Raw genomic sequence first — 16,913 nt, 5'->3', positions numbered from 1 at the left:
GGCCTCATGGCTCAGCTGCCGAAGTACGTGTTGCAGAAGCTGGCCGGGCCGACGCAATCCGCGTTGCTCATCGAGGCCGAGGTTTGCGTCTTCGGCATCGCGGCGCGTTGCGGTTGTTGCGCTTGCTGTGCTTCTTGTGCCTGTTGCGCTTGTTGCACCTGCTCGGCGGCCACCTTCGCTTCGGCGGCTTGCAGCTTCGTCGGGTAGTCGGTGTCTTCGCCGGCCGACGCGTTGTAGCCGGCTTGCTCCAGTTGCACGAGTTCGGCGACGACCTGGGCGCGCGTCAGCGGCGCCTGCGTCTGTGCGAACGACAGCGACGGGATCGTGATGGCGCAAAGTGCGATGGCGAGAGTGGTCAGCTTGTTCATGGTCAGTGCTCCAGATAAAGGTTGGGGATGCGTCGATCGGTGCGTTTCGTATCGCCCGAATAACATTCGGCATCCTGATCAATTTGAGGATTTCCCTCGGTTCGTCAGGCCTGTCCGCTTCGCAAATCAAGGCCTGTCAGATGTGCTAACACCGCCTCGATGCGAATATTCCGGCTCGATGCAAAAAACTTTGATCGCCGGTGTTTCCGAGCGTCGCGAACGCGTCGCTCAATGAATAGATCGTGCGGTGCGGGAGTTGGGTTACATGCGGCGCACGAAAAAATTCGTGAACGTCACCGCGGGGATCAGAAAGGAACGGACGCGGCCGGCGGCCGGCGCGGGAAGATGGCGAAACGGGTTCAGGCGGCCGGCTTGCGGCGGCGTTTGGAAGCAGGAAGAAGCGAAGGCAATGGCGCCTCGGCGGGCGGCACGAGCGCCATCAACGCCTGCGCGGCCGGCGACAGCGAGCGCCCCTTCAACCACACCATATGCAGCGCCCGCTCGATGCGCGGCGCATCGACCTCGACGAGCCGCAGGTCGCCGCGCGCGATCTCGTCGCGCACGCTGAGCACCGACAGATAGGCCAGCGCCGGCTGCGCGATCAGCATGCGCTTGATCGCCTCGGTGTCGCCCACCGACATGCGCGGCACGATCGGCAGCCCGAGTTTCGCATAGGCCTCCTCGACGATCGCACGCGTGCCCGAGCCCGGCTCGCGCAGGATCACGGCGCGATCGGCCAGCACGGCCGGATCGAGCCGCTGGCCCGCCAGCGGGTGATTCGCGGCGGCCGCCACGGCGATCTCGTCGGCGCCGATCGGCCGGGCGTCGAACACCGCGGCGTCGAACGGCCCCTCGACGAAGCCGAGCGTGAAGCGCATCTCGCGCAGCCCCGCCTCCACCTGTTCGGTGTTGGCGACGGCCAGCTCGATGGCGACGCGCGGGTATTGCGCATGAAAGCGCGACAGCAGATCGGGCGCCCAATAGACGCCGAGCGTATTGCTCGCGCCGATCTTCAATTGCCCGGCGCCCAGCCCCGCCATCTCGTGCAGTTCGGCCTGCGCCGCGTCGGCCAGCGCGAAGATCTGCGCGGCGTGATCGAACAGCACGCGCCCCGCCTCGGTCAACGCCACGCCGCGCGGCAGCCGGTCGAACAGCACCAGGCCGAGCCGCGCCTCCAGCTCGCGAATCTCGCGCGTGACGGCCGGCTGGCTGACATGCAGCCGCTCGGCGCCCGCGCTGACGCTGCCGGCGCGGGCCACTTCGTAAAACGCCAGCAAATGCGTGAAATTCATCGGGTCGAGTGCCGGAACGCGGTGACAGGGGTGGACGGCCGGCAGGGTCGCGCCGTTCGTCGCCCTCGCAGGCAAACACCGTGGCGCGCCGTTTATTCCCGGTTCGAGAAAAAAGCGTGCCGGAAAGCATATCAAAAAAGCATCGCATCGATCGTTAATATGTATTTTTTATATCCATGTCGCGTCACTAGACTCGTTTCATCTTCTCCAGACCTCCGCGGAGCCCACGATGACACGCCGTCTTGCCTCACCCGCCCCGCTGGCCGCCGCCCGTCCGGCCTGGCTCGAAAACATTCGTCAGTTCACGCCGAACTGGTTCGCCGTGACGATGGGCACGGGCGTCGTCTTCCTCGTGCTGAACGCGCTGCCGGGCGCATCGCCGCTCAAGCCGCTGCTGGCCGGCTGGCTCTGGCGCATCGATATCGCGCTCTACGCGCTGTTCGCCGCGATGTTCGTCGGCCGGCTCGTGCTGTTCGGCGAAACGGTGCGGCCGATGCTCCGTCACCCGATACAGTCGCTGTTCCTCGGCACCCTGCCGATGGGGCTCGCACCGATCGTCAACGGCATCGTGCTGTTCGGCGGCGCCCACGACGGCAATACCGCCACCTCGGTCGCGTTCGGCTTGTGGGGGTTCGATGCGGTGTTGTCGGTGGCGGTGGCCGTGGGCGTGCCGTATCTGGTGTTCACGGTGCAGGAGCACAGCCTCGAACGCCTGACCGCCGCGCTGCTGCTGCCGATCGTCGCGCCCGAGGTGGCCGCATCGAGCGCGGCGGTGCTGGCCCCGCACCTGAACGTCGAGACGGCGCGCTGGGTGGTGGGGGCGGGCTACGTGCTGTGGGCGATCTCGGTGCCGCTCGCGTTCTCGATCCTGACGATCGTGCTGTTCCGCCTGGTGATCCACAAGCTGCCGCATCGCGAACTGGGCGTGACGAGCTTCCTCACGCTCGGCCCGATCGGCACCGGCGCGCTCGGCCTGATCACGCTCGGCCACGCCGCCGCGCAAGCCTTCGCCGGCACCGCGCTGCAATCGGTGGCCGCCGTCGCCCGCGACGTGGGGGTGCTCGGTGCGCTGTTGCTCTGGGGCGCCGGCCTCTGGTGGCTGGCCTGCGCACTGCTGTTCATGTGGCGCTATCGCCGCGAGGGGCTGCCGTTCAATCTGGGCTGGTGGGGATTCACGTTTCCGATCGGGGTGTACACGCTGGCGACGTTCAACCTCGCGCACGTGACCGGCTTCGACGGCTTCACGCAGCTCGGCACCGGTTTCGCCTGCCTGCTCGGCATGCTGTGGATCGTCGTGCTCGCCCGCACGCTGCGGGGGCTGGTGGCGGGGCGCATGTTCCGCGCGCCATGCCTGGCAAGCACGCAGGCCTGAAGCGAATCGAATGAATCCGGGGATGATGCGGATCGGCGCCCGGCACATCGGGGCCGATCCGCTCGCGCCTGGGCGCGGATGCGGTTCAGTCGCCGTCCGTGCAGACGGTTTCGGCGGCGATGCTGTCGCGCAGCGCGGCCGTGTGCTCCATGAACGCCGCGTACATCAGCAGCGAGCAATCGCTGTCGCGCAACGCCTGGCCCATCTGCTCGGTTTCGGCTTCGAGGCAGCGCAGCAGCCCTTCGCGATCGCGGCACTGCTCCATCATGGCCTTCAACAGCGCCTCCTGAGCGTGGACCCGGCCGAACAGCACGTCGATCCGCATCTCGTCCTTGGTCATGCGCCCCGCCGCCGCGCCGTTCATGTCTCCCGCCACGCCCGTTTTCACCGCCCGCATCTGCTGCGCGTTCATCTGCCCTCGCTCCTTTCTTCCCGGCCGGCTTCGCTGACGAAGCCGCCTTGTGCCCGAATTCCTGCTGCGGTTGCCGCTCGTCGCCTCAAACGACGAGCCATGCACTCGGCGCCGGACCGCGTTTCTCGACGGTCACGGCACGGCTGCGGTGTGGTTCGTGAAATAAAGGATTCATGGCCTCTCGCTATCGAAGTGCAACGGCGGCTGCTTCCGGTGAAGCAAGCCGGGCATTGCGTGTTGACGGGGTTGAGCCCGCACATCGAATGCATGGCTTATTTTCAATATCGCGGAATCAATCAAGCCAAGCCGCCGGCTTTAACTCTTCCACGGCATCAACGCCATTTTGTTATTGGAAACGATTACCTGGTATCGCCACCGCACCGGCTAAAGGATGAACCCGCGCCGCATCGATTATCGATACCGCGCGGTCAGCCAAGGGATGCGGAACGGCCCATGGCACATGGGCCGGCGCCATTCTCCATCAAATCTTGAAAATATGCACGCATCGAAAATAAGATATTTTCCGACACGTCCTGGATCTCGTGAATCGATGATATTCGGTCGATTTTTATTGTCCTGTGCGCCAACGCTCAAAACTCGCACATTCGATTTACGGATCGAGCAGGCCGAGTGCGGTCGCGCGCTTTACCGTCAGTGAAATGTGATTGACGGAAAATTTTTCATTGAGGCGCTTGTAATACCCGTAGACGGTCGGCACCGCCACGCATAACTCCCCGGCGATCTGGTTCGCGGTCTGGCCGCCACGCAGCAGCTTCAGGATGCGCGTCTCGCGCGCCGTCAGCGCCAGCGAGCGCGCCGCATTGCGGCGCATCTGCCGCGCCAGCCAGTCGAGCAGTTCGCTGGCGAGCAGCCGGTAGAAGATGCGCTTCGCATGCAACGCCGCCTCGCCCTCGCGCGGGCTCGCGTCGATCCCCACGTAGAGCACGCCGCTCAAGCCCTGCGTCGGCAGATGCGCCGGCGCGATCAGCTTGGCGCGAAAGCCGTGCGCTGCATCGTGTTCGCGTAGCGCGTGCTGGCCTTCCGTCAGTGCCGCGATGCCGGTGGCCACGATCGGCGTGGAGGTGCGGCGTGCATAGGCCACGCCCGGGTCCGCCTCGAACCAGCGCCGCGCCCGATAGGTGCCGAGCCAGCCCGGCTCGGCGTCGGTCAACGCCAGCTCGTCGGCGGCGCGCAGCGGCGCCCCCTCGGCCGGCATCAGCAGGAACGCGAAACGTTCGCCACCGAGCTGCCGCACGAGCCGCGACGCGATCGCGCGGACGGCCTCGAAATGCGGCGCGCGCTCGAATTCGTCGAACAGCGCCCAATCGTCGGCCTCGAAACTCGCCAGCGCCATGACCGACGCGCTCGCCGGCGATCGCGCGCCAACGCTCTGCGCGGCGCGGCCACGCGGCTCGTCGAACGGTACGCCTTCCCTGTTTGCCAACGCCTTGCTCCTTGTGCTTCCCGCGCCGCCGCCTGTCACGACGCAAAACTGTGATCGCAGATTGCCCGCCCCTGCGCTGCAAAAACGCGGTGCCCCATCGCGCTCGACGAGGCACCGCTGCGTGACTACCCAACTTCATCGAAACAGCAGGATGGCCGACGCAACCGCCTGCGCCGGCCCCCTCGTTGCCGCGGAATTCAGGTCGGCTGACCCGCGCCGCCGTCCACCGGGTCGACCGCCGCGTCGCGCTCGCCCCTCGACAGCCGCATCGACACCGTCATCGCCACCGTGCTCGCATACACGTTCAGCGCGGTACGGCCCATGTCGAAAAACGCATCCACGCCGAGAATCAGCAGCACGGCTTCGGCCGGCAAGCCGACCGCCGCCAGCACGATCGTGATCGCCACGATGGCGCCCGACGGCACGTTGGCCGCGCCGTCGATCGTGATGATGGTCAGCACCAGGATGGTCAGCGCGAGCGGCCAGCTCCAGACGATGTGATACGCATCGGCGAGATAGCCGACCGCCAGCGCCGTGTAGAGCACCGCGCCGTCGCGATTGAAAATGTAGGACAGCGGAAGGATCGTGGAGGCCACCGATTGCGGCACGCCCATTTCCGTCAGCTTCTTCAGGTGCACCGGATACGTGATTTCCGACGAGCGCGTGGTGAACGCGAGAATCAGCGGCTCGCTGACCTTGCGGATCACGGCAAGCGGACGCTGGCCGGTGGCGATCACGATGGCGGTCAGCAGCAGCGCGAGGATCGCCATGCCGAGGTAGGCGATGCCGAGCAGCCGCACCAGCGGCATCAGCCCCGACACGCCGCGGCTGCTCATCAGGCCGGCCACGGCCGCGAAGATCGCCAGCGGCGACAGCGCGACGATCCATTCGACCATCTTGAACAGCCCCGCCAGCAGCGACGAGAACAGCGTGATGGCCGGACGCCCGGCCTCGCCCGCCGCGCCCAGCGCGGTGCCGAGCAGCACCGCGAACACCAGCACAGGGATCGCATTGCCGGACGCCAGCGCGGCGACCAGGTTCTGCGGAATCATGTCGGTGATGAAGCCGAGCCAGTCGATGCTCGACGCCAGATGCTGCGGCAGCGCGCCCGATTCGGTCAGCGGTGCGCCCAGGCCGGGCCGGAAGATCCAGTTCAGGCCCAGGCCGAGCGCGCTCGACAGCGCCGTCATGACGATGAAGAACACGACCGTGATGGCGGCCGTGCGGCCGAGGTGGCGGCGTTGCTCGACGGCGCGAAAGCTGCCGACCGTCACCGACAGCAGGATCAGCGGCATCACCACCATTTTGATCGCGTGGCCGAACATGACCGACAGAAAACCGACGTCCGCCGCGAAGCGCGGCGCGGCCACACCGGCGACCGCGCCCAGAACCAGCGCCACGATCATCCACATCGGCAGGGAGGACTTGTTATTCCTTTGATTCATGTGCGGCCCGTATCAGTTGAATTCGTGCGGGTGTGCCATCGACGATGTGATTCCACATATGCATGCGCGCCGCTTCGGGTTGCCCGTCGCGGATCGCGGCATAGATCGCCAAGTGCTCCATGGAGCCGCGCCGGACCGTTGCGTGGTCCTGACGCGGCAATTCGTTCAAGGCCAGCGTTTGCGCCTTGAGCAGTTTGTAAAAGTTGTGAAGCCGCTCGTTTTGCGCGGCCAGAAACATTTCCTGGTGAAATACCCAGCCGATCCGCTGTTCGGCCATGATGTCGGCCTCGCCGCTTTCGAGCAGCCGCATGACGCGTTCCGCCGATGCGGCAAGCGCGGGCGTCGGCCCCTTGCAGGCGGCCAGATACGCCGCCGTGCTTTCGAGCGCAAGGCGCACTTCGTAGATTTGCTGGAGATCGTCGTGCGTGGGATCGGTCACGAACGTGCCGCGCTTGTCGAACACCGTCACGAGGTTTTCGGTGGCGAGACGCTGCAAGGCGCTACGTACCGGCATCTGCCCGATGCCGAGTTTGTTCGCCAACCCGCGATGAGAAATTTTTTGCCCTGGTTCAAGCCTGCCGTCAAGAATTCGTGTTCGAATTTCGTCGTACGCATTGTCAGCGTCGGAATGTATTTTTTCTTCCATCCTGAGATCGCAGTATTGTCTTCACGTTGTCGCAATCCGTTGTCGCAATCGGCCCGCGACGAGGATACGCCGTCGCAATTCGCCGATCAACCGTCAGATTTGACGGGTTTTCATATCAGAATGAAGGTTTTTCCCGGTACGATTTCGGATGATGACTCACGCTTCACTTTTTGAAATTCTCAGCGTTTCGGCTGACGAAGTAGTTCCGTTGCGCGCCCGATTGCTGCTCGACGGTGACGAAATGGCGTCGCGTCTGGCCGGCGATCTCGACGCCGAAACCTTGCATCTCGGTGTGCAACGCGCCGGGCAGATCGTCGGCGTTGCGTCGGTATGTCGCGAAGACAGCGATGCGCAGGCGCCGAACGGTTGGCGATTGCGCGGCATGGCGATCGACGAATCGCTGCGCGGCCTCGGTTTCGGCCGGCTGCTGGTCAACCTCGGCGCGCACCACGCGCGCGAGCGCGGCGGCCGGTTCTTGTGGTGCACGGCGCGCAATTCGGCGAAAGGCTTCTACGAACGGCTCGGTTTCGTGTGCGACTCCGAGCCGTTGCGGCTGGCTTCCAAGCCCGACCTGCTGTTCTTCCGAATGTCGATGGCGATCTGAGATGGCCATCCGATCGATTCATGGCAACGGCGGGCATCGGCCATGACGAGCGTCGGGCCGTTCTCGGTGCAGGTGGTGTCGATCGCGGCCGCCGCCCTGTTGGCCGGGCTGGTGGCGTTCGGCCTGCAACGGCGCGAGCGCGTGCACGGCGGCAAGCGCGCCGCGGCGCTGCTGCTCGATGGTTTGCTGATCGCGCTGGTGGCGGCGCGCCTCGCCTATGTCGTGCGCTGGTGGCCTCAGTACGCCGCCACGCCGCGCGCGATCGCGGCAATCGGCGATGGCGGCTTCCTCGGCTGGGCCGGTGTGCTCGCCGCGCTCGCGTTTCTCGGCTGGCGCCTGCGCGGCCTGCCCGCGCTGCGCCGCCCGGTGCTCGGCGGCCTCGCGGCCGGCATCGTGGCGTGGGGCCTCGCGCAAGGTCTGGTCGTCACGCTGCAGCGCGATGCGCCGCAACTGGCCTCGCTGCATCTGAGCACGCTCGAAGGCGCGCCCGTCACGCCCGCCTTGACGGCCGGCAAACCGGTAGTGGTCAATCTCTGGGCAAGCTGGTGTCCGCCGTGCCGGCGCGAGATGCCGGTGCTGGCACGCGCGCAGGGCGAACATGCCAACGTCGCGATCCTGATGATCAATCAAGGGGAAGACGCGCGCACGGTGCGCGCGTTTCTCGACAGCCAGGGCCTGCACTTCGGCAACGTGCTGCTCGACCCGGCCAGCAGCGCGATGCGCGCCTACGGCTCGCGTGGCCTGCCGACCACGCTGTTCTTCGATGCGAACGGCCGGCTGGTGGAATCGCATGTCGGCGAAATCACCGCGGCCCGCCTCGAGGAGGTGATCGGCGCGCGCTTCGGGCATTGAGTCCGACCGAAGCCCGAGGCGCGCGTCGCACGACTCATACCGCGCCGCGCAACCGCTCCACGGCCGAGGCGCGCACCGCCACCATCAGGATGACCGCGCCGGCCAGCGCCGATGCGCCAGCCAGCACGAACGCGCTCGAATAACCGCCGCCGTATTGCACGAGCCAGCCGGTCAGGCTCGGCGACAGAATGCCGGCCAGGTTCGCGAGCAGGTGCACGAAGCCGCCGGCCGCGCCCACCCGCTGGCGCGGCACGATTTCCTGCAGCAGCGACCAGCACGCCTGCGGCGCCATGAACGCGAACAGGCTGGCGATCGCGATCAGCGTCACGGCCGCCACCAGCGAGGTGACCTGCGAAGCCAGCAGCACGCAGGCCGCCGCCACGCCGAGCCCCACCACGATCACGATCTTGCGCGCGAACAGCACGTCGCCGGTGCGCCGGTAGATCCGGTCCGACACCGTGCCGCCCATCGCGAAGCCCACCGTCGCGCCGAGCCACGGCAGGATGCCGACCACGCTCATCTGCTTGATGTTCAGGTGCTGGTAATCGGTCAGATAGCTCGGCAACCACGACAGGAAGAAATACAGCACGTAGTTGAAGCTGAAGAACGCGAGCGCCGTGCCGAGCACCGGGCGCGACAGCAGATAGCGCAACAGGCCGCGCTCGTGGCCGGCTTGCTGGCCGGCCTCGGGGATCGCCTCCACGGCGCGGTCGGCGACGATTTCACGCGCCTCCTCGGCCGTCACGCGCGGGTGGGTGGCCGGATCGTCGCGGAACAGCGTCCACCAGGCGGCGAGCCACAGGAAGCCCAGCAGCGCGATCACCACGAACGAGATGCGCCAGCCGAACTGCAGCGCCACCAGCCCGACGATCGGCGCCGCGATGGCCGCGCCGAGCGGCTGCCCGGCGTTGGTCCAGCCCACCGCGCGCCCGGCCTCGCTGCGCGGAAACCAGTTCGAGATCGACTTGTTGGTGGTGGTGCCCATCGGCCCCTCGCCCATGCCGAACGCCACGCGCACGATCATCAGGTGAGCGAACGAACCGGCCAGCGCCGTGGCGCCGCAGAACAGCGACCAGATGCCGGCCGCCACCGCGAACACGCGGCGCGGGCCGTAACGGTCCGCCGCCCAGCCGCCCACGAAGCAGAACAGGCAGTAGCCGACGAAGAAGCTGCTGAACAGCACGCCCATCTGCGCATCGTTGATGCCGAGATCGCGCTTGATGATCGGCGCGACCACCGACAGCGCGGCGCGGTCCAGGTAGTTGAGCATCCCGGCGCCGAACAGCAGTGCGCCCACCCACCAGCGGTAGCGAAATTTCATCGTGTCTCCTTTGATCGTTATGAGAGGCGGCCGGCGTGTCAGTCGAGCGTGGCGCGGGCAATCAGGTTGCGGGTCAACAGGTCTTCGTCGGGCTGGAAGCCGAGGCCCGGCGTGTCGGGCAGCGCGAGCCGCGCGCCGGGGCGCTGCGCGGCGTGCAGGCGCTCGGGCCAGTCGAGATACGGAATTTCGAGCGCGACGTCGTCGGGCAGCGTGGCCACCACGTGGGCCGTGGCGAGCAGGCCCGCGCCGTAATAGAAGCAATGCGGCACGACGCGCACGCCGTAGCTGCCGGCCAGCGCGATCACCGCGCGCATGCCGGTCGGGCCGCCGATCTTCGCGATGCTCGGCTGTGCAACGTCGAGCGCGCCGCGCTCGAACAGCTCGCGAAAGCCAGCCACGCCCGAGGCGTTTTCGCCGGCCGCCACCGGCACGCCGAGCGCGCGAACCCGCGCGATGCCGGCAACGTCGTCGCACGGCCACACCGGCTCCTCGATCCAGCCCAGCCCCACCTCCCGCAATGCGTCCACGCGCTGCGCCGCTTCGGTCGCGCTCCACGGGCAGTTCACGTCCACCATCAATCGGCCAGCCGCCGGCAACGCGCGGCGCGCGGCCACGATCGCGTCCTGTTCGGTTTCGTGCAGCTTGATCGCGCGGAAGCCTTCGTCCCAGGCGCGGCGCACGTGGCGCGCCACTTCATCGGGTTCGTTCTCGTAGCTGACCAGGCTGGCGTACACGTCGATCGTGTCGCGATGACCGCCGAGCCAGCGGTACAGCGGCAAGCCGGCCGCTTGCGCGGCGAGATCGTGCAGCGCGGTGTCGATCGCCGACAGCGCGTACAGCACCGGGCCGGTACGACCGAACGCATGCAGCGCGTGATCGGCGCGCTCGCGCAGCGCCGCGATGCCGTCGAGCGTCGGCTCGAATTCCGCGCCGCGGAACCAGCGCCCCACCGGCCCTTCGAGCGCGGCGAACGTGACCGGATTGATCAGGTGACCGAACGCTTCGCCCCAGCCGATGCGGCCGGCGTCGTCGGTCAGTTTGACGAGCAGCGTCTCCATCCGGCGCAGCGAGCGGTCGGCGGCGTTGTAGGTATCGGAAGCGGCTTCGGTATCGGAGGCGGGACGGCGTCCCGCATCGAATGCGAGCGACAGGCGGAGGACTTCGACGGCGGCGATTTTCACGGGCAAGTCTCGAAACCGCCGGACCGATACTGTCTCCACCCTGCCCGCCGGGCGGCGGACAGGGAGCGCGGGCGATCGACGCCCGGCCAGGCTGGATCGGTTCCGGCTCAGGTTAATTGTCCGTCATCGTACGTCATGGGTTCGTTTAGTGCAATCGTCAGTCCGTTTATTGCCTGAAACGTGCGTGAAAGCTGATGATCGATGCGTTCAACTTGTACGATGTCGTATTTCATTTGCCAACACACCCGCTACGATCCGCCTCAATAGCGCGGCTTCCGGTTCGTCCAGTCCGGCTTGTACTTGCGCATCTGGCCGACGTCGTCGCGCTGACGAATGCCGCAGGTCCGGTACAGCTCGTGCAGCTTCATCAGTTGCTCGCGGTCGATTTCGAGGCCCAGGCCCGGTTCGTCGGTCAGCGCCACGCAGCCGCCGACGATCGGCAGCTTGCCGCCCTTCACCACTTCCTCGTCCGGCTCCTGCCACGGGTAATGCGTATCGCAGGCGTACGACAGGTTCTCGACCGAGGCGGCCACGTGCGTCATCGCCATCAGGCTGATGCCGAGGTGCGAATTCGAATGCATCGACACGCCCACGCCGAACGTGTCGCACATGCGCGCCAGTTGCTGCGTGTCGCGCAGCCCGCCCCAGTAATGATGGTCGGCCAGCACGATCTGCACGCTGTTCAACGCGACGCTGCGGCGGAACTCGTCGAAATCGGTCACCACCATGTTGGTCGCGAGCGGCATGCCGGTGCGGCGATGCAGTTCGGCCATGCCTTCGAGGCCCGGCGTCGGATCTTCGTAGTACTGCAGATCGTCGCCGAGCAGTTCGGCCATCCGCAGCGCCGTGTCGAGCGACCAGTTGCCGTTCGGATCGATGCGCAGCGGCGCGTTCGGGAACGCGCGCCTGAGCGCCTTGACGCAGGCCACTTCGTGCTCGGGTTCGAGCGCGCCGGCCTTCAGCTTGATGCTCTCGAAGCCGTAGCCGTCGATCATGCGGCGCGCCTGCTCGACGATCTGCGCCTCGCCGAGCGCCTCGCCCCAGCCGTCGGCCGGATACGGGCTGTCGATATGTTCGGCGTACTTGAAGAACAGATAGGCGCTGAACGGCACGGCCTTGCGCACCGCGCCGCCGAGCAGGTCCACCAGCGGCGCGTTCAGGTAGCGCGCCTGCGCGTCGAGGCAGGCCACCTCGAACGCCGAATAGGCGTTGCTGACCGCCTTGCTCGCGTGCGAGCCGGGCGCCAGTTCGGCGCCGGCCGAGCTGGCCGGCGACAGGCGCGACACCACAGCGCGCACGATCTCGCGCAACCGGTTCAGCTTGAACGGATCGAGGCCGAGCAGCTCGCCCTTCACCGCGTCGAGCACCGCCAGCGCCGGCGCATCGCCATAGCTTTCGCCCAGGCCGATATGACCGGTGTCGGTTTCGATCTCGATGATCGAGCGCAGCGCATAGACCTCGTGAATCCCGGCCGCGTTCAGCAGCGGCGCATCCTTGAAGGCGATCGGGGTAACGGTGACTCGGGTGATTTTCATGGGGATTCCTGACAATAAAGTGAGCGAGGCCTGGCTTCGATCGATCGTTCAGCCGGCGCGACGCGCCAGCGCGCGCTGGCGCCCGGCGCGCGTCATCCAGACCGCGCCGACCGCCACCAGCGAGGTGATCGACAGGCCCGTGAGGCCGCCGCGAATCGAGCCGGTGTGTTGTTCGAGCAGGCCGAACACGGTCGGCGCGACAAAGCCGCCGAGGTTGCCGATCGAATTGATCAGCGCGATCACGCCGGCCGCGATCCGCGCATCGAGGTGGCCCTGCGGGATCGGCCAGAACAGCGACGACGCCGCCTTGAAGCCCACCGCCGCGAAGCAGATCGAGACGAACGCGAACGACGCGCCGCCGAACGTCGACACGAACATGCCGAGCGCCGCGATCACCAGCGCGATCGAGGTCCACAACTGCTGATTGCGAAAGCGCGAGGCCAGCGTGGCGAAGCCGTACATGGCCGCGATCGACACGATCCACGGGATCGAATTGAACAGCCCCACCTGGAAATCGCTGTAGTGGCCCATCTTGCGGATGATGCTCGGCAGCCAGAACGTCGCGCCGTAGATCGTCAGCGACACCGCGAAATAGATGAAGCAGTACAGCGCGATCTTCGGGTCGGCCAGCAGCTTGAGCGGCGACGTGTGCGCGGGCCGGTTGCGCTCGCGCTCGGCCTGCTCGGCGGCGATCGTGTCGGTCACGGCGCGCCGCTCGGCGTCGGCGAGCCAGCGCGCGTCGGCCGGACGCGAATCGAGCCAGAACCAGACCACCGCGCACAGCACGATCGAGGCCGCGCCCTCGATCACGAACATCCACTGCCAGCCGTGCAGGCCGAAGCCGTCGATGCTCAACAGCGCGCCCGACACCGGGCCGGCCAGGATCGACGCGAGCGCCGAGCCGCTCAGGAATACCGCCATCGCCTTGCCGCGCGAACCGGCCGGCAGCCACTGCGTGAAGTAATAGATGACTCCGGGGAAGAAACCCGCCTCGGCGATGCCGAGCAGGAAGCGCAACACGTAGAACGAGGTTTCGCCCTGCACGAAGGCCATCGCCGTGGCGGCGATGCCCCAGGTCAGCATGATCCGCGTGAGCCAGGCCTTCGCGCCGAAGCGCGCGAGCAGCAGGTTGGAGGGCACCTCGAAGATCGCGTAGCCGACGAAGAACAAGCCCGCGCCCAGGCCGTAGGCGGCCGCGCCGATGCCGATGTCCGCGGCCAGATGCTCGCGCACGAAGCCGATGTTGACGCGATCGATGTAGTTGACGATGAACATGATCACGAACAGCGGCAGCACGCGGCGCTCGATCTTCGCGACCGCCTGCCCGAGCGGCGAGGCCGGCGCGAGCGCGGGTTCGCCCGGTGCGGCGGGATGCTTCGCAGTTTCCACGGTGTCTCCTGATGTTGTCTGTCGGCGGCCGGCCGGTTCGAACTGCCCGACGCCGAGTTTTGCGGATTAAAACACTAAAACATTAGTGCGTCAATGAAGCGGGAGTTTGGTATCGTGGCGGCTGCCGCCGGGGCGTCGCGACGACGCCCGGCCGATGTTTTCCGCTTTCGACCATGACTCCGACGCTTTCCGCCCCGCCCACCGCCGCCGCCCTGCCCGAGCTGATCGCTCCGTCCTTCGACCGTTCGCGCCATGCCGCGCCGCAGGTGTTCGAGCATCTGCGCGAGCTGATCGTCGACATGCGGATCGCGCCGGGCACGGTGCTGCAACGCGCCGAACTGGCCGCGCTGTACGGCCTGAGCCAGACGCCGATCCGCGACGCGTTGATCCGGCTCGGAGAGGAAGGCCTGGTGGACATCTTTCCGCAGCACGCCACGGTCGTCAGTTCGATCGACGTCACGCTGGCGCGCCAGCAGTTGTTCCTGCGGCGCTCGATCGAGCTGGAGATCGTGCACCGGCTCGCCAGCGCCACGCCCGCCGCGCTGGTGGCGCGGCTGGAGGACAGCATCGAGCTGCAGCGCATGCATGCGGCGCGCGAGAACTACGTGGAATTCGTGCACGCCGATCAGGCGTTTCACCGCCTGATGTACGAGGCGGCCGACGTGACGGGTTTGTGGGCGCTGGTGCGCAAGCAGAGCGGCCATCTGGACCGGTTGCGCAACCTGCATGTGCCGATTCCCGGCAAGACCGAGCGCGTGCTGATGCAGCACGCGGCGATCGTCGCGGCGATTGCCGCCGGCGACCCCGACGGCGCGCAGCAGGCGCTGCGCGCGCATCTGTCGGGCACGCTCTCGCAGGTCGACGATATTCGCGCCCGCTTCGGAGGATTCCTGAAGAACTGAGCGGGCAGCTCGCGCCGCCCCGGGCGCGGCTTGGCTTACGTCAGCTTGAACACGCTGACCGCCTCGGCCAGTTGCTCCGCCTCGCCTCGCAGGCCCAGCGCCTCGCGCTGCGCCTCGTCCACCACCTGCGCGTTCTGCTGCGTGGCCTCGCCGATCTGCGTCACCGCGATATTGACCTGCTCGATCGCCTGCGATTGTTCGCGCGAGGCCTGACTGATCTCGCCGATGATCACGCGCACCTGCCCCACGCGCTCGACGATGCCCTGCATCGCCGCGCTCGCCTCGCCCGCGATGCGCGCGCCGCGCTCGACGGTCGCGCCCGATTCGGCCACCAGCGCCTCGATCTCGCGCACCGACGCCGCGCTGCGCTGCGCGAGCGCGCGCACCTCGCCCGCCACCACCGCGAAGCCCTTGCCCTGCTCCCCGGCGCGCGCCGCCTCCACGGCCGCGTTCAACGCCAGGATATTGGTCTGGAAAGCGATGCTTTCGATCACGCTCGTGATGTCGGCGATCCGGTTCGACGAGCGGCCGATCTCGTCCATCGTCGACACCACGCGGCCCACCGCCTCGCCGCCCGCGCGCGCCGCATCGGACGCGCCCGACACGAGCTGGTTGGCCTGCGCGGCGTGATCGGCGTTCTGCTGCACGTTGGACGTCAGTTCCTCCATGCTGGCCGCCGTGCGCTCCAGGTTGCCGGCCTGCGCGGCGATCCGTTCGGCGATGTCGCCGCTGCCCGAGGCGATCTGCCCGGTGCGCGACGACATCACGGCCGCGCCCTCGCGCACCTGCGCGACGATCCGCGCGAGGCCGTCACCGATTCCGTCGATCGCGCGAATCAAGCGGCCGATCTCGTCCTCGCGCACGTGCTGGCCCTGCGCGATGCGCACGCTCAGGTCGCCCGCCGCAAGCCGCTCCGAGGCCCGCGCCGCCTCGTCGAGCGGGCGGCTCACGAGCCGCCGCACCGCCCACACGAACAGCAGGCCGAACAGCGCCACCAGCGCCAGCCCCACCAGCAGGAAGCGGTCGCGGGTGGCCGTCACGTCGGCCGTCACCTCGTCGCGCGGCGCGATGCCGGCCACCAGCCAGTGCCATTCGGGCACGGTGAGGAATACGACGTACTTGTCGCGCGCGTCCGCTTCGCCGAACAGCGCGTCGGCGGAACGGTATTCGAGCTGGCCGCGCTTCATCTCCAGCATCCGCGCGAACGGCGCGCCGGCTTCGTCGCCGTGCTTGCCCTCGGCGTTCGGGTGAACGATGAACTTGCCGCGATCGGGGCCGTCGGAGGCATCCATCGCCAGGAAATAGCCGCTTTCTCCGATCTTCTGGCGGCGGATGCCGTCCTCGATCGCCGCGATCTCCGCGCCCACGTCCACGCCGACGAACAGCGCGCCGATCACCTGGCCGCTCGCGTCGCGAATCGGCTTGTATTGCGTGATGTAACGTTTGCCGAACAGCGCGGCGAGGCCTGTATACACCCGGCCGTTCGACACCGGCCCCCAGGCCGGCCCCTTGCGGTCGAGCAGCGTGCCGATCGCGCGCGTGCCGTCGGCCTTCTTCAGCGAGGTCGTGACGCGGAGAAAATCGTCGCCGCGCCGCGCGAACACCGTCGCGATCGCGCCGCTGCGCGCAAGGAAATCGTCGGGAATCGAAAAATCGAGATCGAGCACGCGATCGCCGGTTTTCAGCGTCGGCGCGGCCGCGCCCTGGATGTCAATCGTTTGCGCGGGGTCGATCGAAAACGCCCCGGGCAAAAGGCCCTCGAATTGCGTCATCGAGCGGCCGACCTCGGCCATCAGCGCCTTGTCGAACAGCGCGATCGTGTCGGCGATCGAGGCGTCCTTCTCGGCGATGCGCCGCAGCACCTGGTCGGTCACTTCAGTGCCGGCCGTGCGGGTCAGCGCCCAGGCGAATGCGGCCAGGCTCAGCGCGAACAGCAGGCAGGAAAAAAGGGCAAGCCGCACCCCGATGCTGGTGCGGCGCATGGCAAATAGAGTCATATCGGACGAGTTATCCCAAAAAGAGGTCGCCGCCCGGCACCGTGGGGTTCGAGCACAATGCCGGGCGGAAACACGAATACAGTCCGCGGCGTAAGCGCTTATCGGCAATTCGTAAGGAATCTTTAGGGTTTTCTGCAATGATCCGGGCGGCTC

Annotated in this window: 15 protein-coding genes; 4 read left to right on the top strand and 11 right to left on the bottom strand. The window is 67.2% G+C overall.

The window, feature by feature from the left end; all coding sequences use genetic code 11:
• Nucleotides 1–11: 11 nt before the first annotated feature.
• Entirely contained in the window at nt 12–368 is a 357-nt protein-coding gene (locus tag AB4850_RS20620) for a DUF4148 domain-containing protein (protein ID WP_414444849.1), read from the bottom strand.
• Between the two features lie 359 nt (nt 369–727).
• On the bottom strand, nt 728–1,660 hold the full coding sequence (locus AB4850_RS20615) for a LysR family transcriptional regulator (protein WP_414444848.1): 933 nt from the start codon (nt 1,658–1,660) through the stop codon (nt 728–730).
• Between the two features lie 229 nt (nt 1,661–1,889).
• On the opposite strand from AB4850_RS20615, the gene AB4850_RS20610 reads away from it, so the two are divergent.
• The gene (locus tag AB4850_RS20610) at nt 1,890–3,032 is read left to right on the top strand and encodes a TDT family transporter (protein ID WP_414444847.1); all 1,143 of its coding nucleotides are present in this window, start codon (nt 1,890–1,892) and stop codon (nt 3,030–3,032) included.
• An 85-nt stretch (nt 3,033–3,117) separates the two neighbouring features.
• Here the strand turns inward: AB4850_RS20610 and AB4850_RS20605 are convergent, their stop codons facing one another.
• From AB4850_RS20605 to AB4850_RS20590, 4 genes are all read right to left on the bottom strand, one after another.
• Entirely contained in the window at nt 3,118–3,444 is a 327-nt protein-coding gene (locus AB4850_RS20605; protein ID WP_414444846.1) for a hypothetical protein, read from the bottom strand.
• Between the two features lie 610 nt (nt 3,445–4,054).
• Nucleotides 4,055–4,888: an autoinducer binding domain-containing protein gene (locus AB4850_RS20600; RefSeq protein WP_414444845.1), complete on the bottom strand. Its 834-nt coding sequence runs from the start codon at nt 4,886–4,888 to the stop codon at nt 4,055–4,057.
• Nucleotides 4,889–5,085: 197 nt separating this feature from the next.
• A complete protein-coding gene (locus AB4850_RS20595) occupies nt 5,086–6,333 on the bottom strand; it encodes a dicarboxylate/amino acid:cation symporter (protein ID WP_414444844.1) in 1,248 nt (415 codons plus the stop codon).
• On the bottom strand, nt 6,317–6,979 hold the full coding sequence (locus AB4850_RS20590) for a GntR family transcriptional regulator (RefSeq protein ID WP_414444843.1): 663 nt from the start codon (nt 6,977–6,979) through the stop codon (nt 6,317–6,319). The genes AB4850_RS20595 and AB4850_RS20590 overlap by 17 nt, the downstream gene beginning before the upstream one ends.
• A 208-nt stretch (nt 6,980–7,187) precedes the next feature.
• Here AB4850_RS20590 and AB4850_RS20585 point away from each other — a divergent pair, with 208 nt between their 5' ends.
• Entirely contained in the window at nt 7,188–7,583 is a 396-nt protein-coding gene (locus AB4850_RS20585; RefSeq protein ID WP_414444842.1) for a GNAT family N-acetyltransferase, read from the top strand.
• A gap of 42 nt (nt 7,584–7,625) precedes the next feature.
• A complete protein-coding gene (locus AB4850_RS20580; protein WP_414444841.1) occupies nt 7,626–8,435 on the top strand; it encodes a TlpA family protein disulfide reductase in 810 nt (269 codons plus the stop codon).
• Nucleotides 8,436–8,469: 34 nt separating this feature from the next.
• On the opposite strand, the gene AB4850_RS20575 is transcribed toward AB4850_RS20580, so the two are convergent.
• From AB4850_RS20575 to AB4850_RS20560, 4 genes are all read right to left on the bottom strand, one after another.
• Nucleotides 8,470–9,756, bottom strand: a complete 1,287-nt coding sequence (locus tag AB4850_RS20575; protein WP_414444840.1) for an MFS transporter — start codon at nt 9,754–9,756, stop codon at nt 8,470–8,472.
• Between the two features lie 38 nt (nt 9,757–9,794).
• Nucleotides 9,795–10,937, bottom strand: a complete 1,143-nt coding sequence (locus tag AB4850_RS20570; protein ID WP_414444839.1) for a mandelate racemase/muconate lactonizing enzyme family protein — start codon at nt 10,935–10,937, stop codon at nt 9,795–9,797.
• Nucleotides 10,938–11,197: 260 nt separating this feature from the next.
• The gene (locus AB4850_RS20565; protein ID WP_414444838.1) at nt 11,198–12,472 is read right to left on the bottom strand and encodes a glucarate dehydratase family protein; all 1,275 of its coding nucleotides are present in this window, start codon (nt 12,470–12,472) and stop codon (nt 11,198–11,200) included.
• A 48-nt stretch (nt 12,473–12,520) separates the two neighbouring features.
• Complete coding sequence (locus AB4850_RS20560) at nt 12,521–13,861, bottom strand: MFS transporter (protein ID WP_414444837.1); 1,341 nt, start codon at nt 13,859–13,861, stop codon at nt 12,521–12,523.
• Nucleotides 13,862–14,034: 173 nt separating this feature from the next.
• On the opposite strand from AB4850_RS20560, the gene AB4850_RS20555 reads away from it, so the two are divergent.
• Nucleotides 14,035–14,763: a GntR family transcriptional regulator gene (locus AB4850_RS20555; protein WP_414444836.1), complete on the top strand. Its 729-nt coding sequence runs from the start codon at nt 14,035–14,037 to the stop codon at nt 14,761–14,763.
• Between the two features lie 35 nt (nt 14,764–14,798).
• Here the strand turns inward: AB4850_RS20555 and AB4850_RS20550 are convergent, their stop codons facing one another.
• A complete protein-coding gene (locus AB4850_RS20550) occupies nt 14,799–16,760 on the bottom strand; it encodes a methyl-accepting chemotaxis protein (RefSeq protein WP_414444835.1) in 1,962 nt (653 codons plus the stop codon).
• Nucleotides 16,761–16,913 lie beyond the last annotated feature (153 nt).

The sequence above is a fragment of the Burkholderia sp. 22PA0106 genome, assembly GCF_047497155.1.
Taxonomy (GTDB): domain Bacteria; phylum Pseudomonadota; class Gammaproteobacteria; order Burkholderiales; family Burkholderiaceae; genus Burkholderia.
The sequence above is the reverse complement of the archived record's forward strand: the minus strand, read 5'-3'. Positions and strand labels throughout refer to the sequence as shown.